The sequence below is a fragment of the Staphylococcus sp. GDY8P54P genome, assembly GCF_017892645.1.
In the GTDB taxonomy this organism is placed as follows: Bacteria; Bacillota; Bacilli; order Staphylococcales; family Staphylococcaceae; genus Staphylococcus; species Staphylococcus ureilyticus.
Map to the genome: position 1 here is coordinate 1 of NZ_JAESLN010000054.1, position 4,169 is coordinate 4,169.

The 4,169-nt window shown below is 34.4% G+C and carries 3 protein-coding genes and 1 pseudogene; all 4 read right to left on the reverse strand.

Features of this window, described 5'->3' with window-relative positions; genetic code table 11:
- Window positions 1-19: 19 nt before the first annotated feature.
- Window positions 20-481: pseudogene (locus tag KA883_RS13405) on the reverse strand (protein rep); the annotation flags it as partial.
- A gap of 244 nt (window positions 482-725) precedes the next feature.
- Window positions 726-1,988, reverse strand: coding sequence for a MobV family relaxase (mobV, locus tag KA883_RS13410; protein WP_000119405.1), 1,263 nt, complete (start codon window positions 1,986-1,988; stop codon window positions 726-728).
- A gap of 563 nt (window positions 1,989-2,551) precedes the next feature.
- A complete protein-coding gene (gene tet(L) / locus KA883_RS13415) occupies window positions 2,552-3,928 on the reverse strand; it encodes a tetracycline efflux MFS transporter Tet(L) (protein WP_001574277.1) in 1,377 nt (458 codons plus the stop codon).
- Window positions 3,929-3,961: 33 nt separating this feature from the next.
- Complete coding sequence (locus tag KA883_RS13755) at window positions 3,962-4,024, reverse strand: tetracycline resistance efflux system leader peptide (RefSeq protein WP_012779615.1); 63 nt, start codon at window positions 4,022-4,024, stop codon at window positions 3,962-3,964.
- Between the last annotated feature and the right edge of the window lie 145 nt (window positions 4,025-4,169).

Sequence of the window (4,169 nt, forward strand, 5' to 3'; positions counted from 1 at the left end):
TTTACTTTGCAACAGAACCATTTTTATTAATTTTTTTATATTGCATCATTCGGCGAAATCCTTGAGCCATATCTGACAAACTCTTATTTAATTCTTCGCCATCATAAACATTTTTAACTGTTAATGTGAGAAACAACCAACGAACTGTTGGCTTTTGTTTAATAACTTCAGCAACAACCTTTTGTGACTGAATGCCATGTTTCATTGCTCTCCTCCAGTTGCACATTGGACAAAGCCTGGATTTACAAAACCACACTCGATACAACTTTCTTTCGCCTGTTTCACGATTTTGTTTATACTCTAATATTTCAGCACAATCTTTTACTCTTTCAGCCTTTTTAAATTCAAGAATATGCAGAAGTTCAAAGTAATCAACATTAGCGATTTTCTTTTCTCTCCATGGTCTCACTTTTCCACTTTTTGTCTTGTCCACTAAAACCCTTGATTTTTCATCTGAATAAATGCTACTATTAGGACACATAATATTAAAAGAAACCCCCATCTATTTAGTTATTTGTTTGGTCACTTATAACTTTAACAGATGGGGTTTTTCTGTGCAACCAATTTTAAGGGTTTTCAATACTTTAAAACACATACATACCAACACTTCAACGCACCTTTCAGCAACTAAAATAAAAATGACGTTATTTCTATATGTATCAAGATAAGAAAGAACAAGTTCAAAACCATCAAAAAAAGACACCTTTTCAGGTGCTTTTTTTATTTTATAAACTCATTCCCTGATCTCGACTTCGTTCTTTTTTTACCTCTCGGTTATGAGTTAGTTCAAATTCGTTCTTTTTAGGTTCTAAATCGTGTTTTTCTTGGAATTGTGCTGTTTTATCCTTTACCTTGTCTACAAACCCCTTAAAAACGTTTTTAAAGGCTTTTAAGCCGTCTGTACGTTCCTTAAGGAATTCCTTAGTGCTTTCATAGATTAAACTCACATCACGCTTTAAATCGCTTATTTTAGACTTTAAAGACTTGTTTTCTTCAAGCAACTCATTATAATCATTTACATTTTCATTAAATCGCTCTACAAGACCACTATATTTTTCTTTAACTTGCCCATGTTCTTTACTTAATTTTTTATATTCTCTCGCCATATCAGTACTCATGAGATTTCTAACATGCTGTTTTAACCTATCGTTATCTCTCGCAGCAGTCACTAAGTTTTTATAATCACGCTCCGATATAACAACATTTTTGGTTGGTTTCTTTTCTGTTTTCATTATTTCTTTTCCCAAACCAAACATGGACTTTTCACCCGTTGGCACTTCAACACTTTTCATGTGTCGTTTCGCTGGTACTTCTAAATCTGATTTAACTTTATCGCTATAAGCAGTCCATTCATCTTTTTTAACTGCTAAATTTTTTTCTAGAAAATCAATCTCTTTTTCCAAAGTTTGTTTTTTAAATTTAGCTGTCTCAATATGTTTACGGTCAGAGCCACGTTCACCACGCTTCAACTCAAAACCCTGTTTTTTCATATGCTCGGGGAATTTATCTTGTAGCCATAACAGTTCTTGACGATTAAACACATTTTTTCCTTGCAGTTTTCCATCACGCATAGGCACAACACCTAAATGCATGTGAGGGGTTTGCTCATCATTATGAACTGTTGCATAAGCAATATTTTGCTTGCCATATCGTTCGGAAAATAATTTATAACTTTCCTCAAAAAATCGTTTTTGTTCTCCTGGATCCAGTTGCTCAAAAAAATCTCGGTCAGATGTTACTAGCAACTCATTTACAAGAACAGCATCTTTCCTCGTTTTTCTTGTACCTGTTTTTTGTGATTCAATAATTTCTTTGACACGTTCGTTGTAATCAATATTTTTATCATTTTTCAAATCATAATTTTCACGTGTTCGCTCATGGTCAATATCATCATTCGTTCTACTTTTTCGCTCTCTTTGATTATGAAATTGCATGCCTTTTAGTCCAGCTGATTTCACTTTTTGCATTCTACAAACTGCATAACTCATATGTAAATCGCTCCTTTTTAGGTGGCACAAATGTGAGGCATTTTCGCTCTTTCCGGCAACCACTTCCAAGTAAAGTATAACACACTATACTTTATATTCATAAAGTGTGTGCTCTGCGAGGCTGTCGGCAGTGCCGACCAAAACCATAAAACCTTTAAGACCTTTCTTTTTTTTACGAGAAAAAAGAAACAAAAAAACCTGCCCTCTGCCACCTCAGCAAAGGGGGGTTTTGCTCTCGTGCTCGTTTAAAAATCAGCAAGGGACAGGTAGTATTTTTTGAGAAGATCACTCAAAAAATCTCCACCTTTAAACCCTTGCCAATTTTTATTTTGTCCGTTTTGTCTAGCTTACCGAAAGCCAGACTCAGCAAGAATAAAATTTTTATTGTCTTTCGGTTTTCTAGTGTAACGGACAAAACCACTCAAAATAAAAAAGATACAAGAGAGGTCTCTCGTATCTTTTATTCAGCAATCGCGCCCTTTAATGGAACAAAAAGATTTGAATTCCTGTTATAAAAAAAGGATCAATTTTGAACTCTCTCCCAAAGTTGATCCCTTAACGATTTAGAAATCCCTTTGAGAATGTTTATATACATTCAAGGTAACCAGCCAACTAATGACAATGATTCCTGAAAAAAGTAATAACAAATTACTATACAGATAAGTTGACTGATCAACTTCCATAGGTAACAACCTTTGATCAAGTAAGGGTATGGATAATAAACCACCTACAATTGCAATACCTGTTCCCTCTGATAAAAAGCTGGTAAAGTTAAGCAAACTCATTCCAGCACCAGCTTCCTGCTGTTTCAAGCTACTTGAAACAATTGTTGATATAACTGTTTTGGTGAACGAAAGCCCACCTAAAACAAATACGATTATAATTGTCATGAACCATGATGTTGTTTCTAAAAGAAAGGAAGCAGTTAAAAAGCTAACAGAAAGAAATGTAACTCCGATGTTTAACACGTATAAAGGACCTCTTCTATCAACAAGTATCCCACCAATGTAGCCGAAAATAATGACACTCATTGTTCCAGGGAAAATAATTACACTTCCGATTTCGGCAGTACTTAGCTGGTGAACATCTTTCATCATATAAGGAACCATAGAGACAAACCCTGCTACTGTTCCAAATATAATTCCCCCACAAAGAACTCCAATCATAAAAGGTATATTTTTCCCTAATCCGGGATCAACAAAAGGATCTGTTACTTTCCTGATATGTTTTACAAATATCAGGAATGACAGCACGCTAACGATAAGAAAAGAAATGCTATATGATGTTGTAAACAACATAAAAAATACAATGCCTACAGACATTAGTATAATTCCTTTGATATCAAAATGACCTTTTATCCTTACTTCTTTCTTTAATAATTTCATAAGAAACGGAACAGTGATAATTGTTATCATAGGAATGAGTAGAAGATAGGACCAATGAATATAATGGGCTATCATTCCACCAATCGCTGGACCGACTCCTTCTCCCATGGCTACTATCGATCCAATAAGACCAAATGCTTTACCCCTATTTTCCTTTGGAATATAGCGCGCAACTACAACCATTACGAGTGCTGGAAATGCAGCTGCACCAGCCCCTTGAATAAAACGAGCCATAATAAGTAAGGAAAAGAAAGAATGGCCAACAAACCCAATTACCGACCCGAAACAATTTATTATAATTCCAAATAGGAGTAACCTTTTGATGCCTAATTGATCAGATAGCTTTCCATATACAGCTGTTCCAATGGAAAAGGTTAACATAAAGGCTGTGTTCACCCAGTTTGTACTCGCAGGTGGTTTATTAAAATCATTTGCAATATCAGGTAATGAGACGTTCAAAACCATTTCATTTAATACGCTAAAAAAAGATAAAATGCAAAGCCAAATTAAAATTTGGTTGTGTCGTAAATTCGATTGTGAATAGGATGTATTCACATTTCACCCTCCAATAATGAGGGCAGACGTAGTTTATAGGGTTAATGATACGCTTCCCTCTTTTAATTGAACCCTGTTACATTCATTACACTTCATAATTAATTCCTCCTAAACTTGATTAAAACATTTTACCACATATAAACTAAGTTTTAAATTCAGTATTTCATCACTTATACAACAATATGGCCCGTTTGTTGAACTACTCTTTAATAAAATAATTTTGGTTCTGTTGCAAAGTAAA

What these genes read in the sequence shown, in the direction of transcription:
- mobV (WP_000119405.1), bottom strand. Translation starts at nt 1,988, where the DNA reads ATGAGTTATGCAGTTTGTAGAATGCAAAAAGTGAAATCAGCTGGACTA.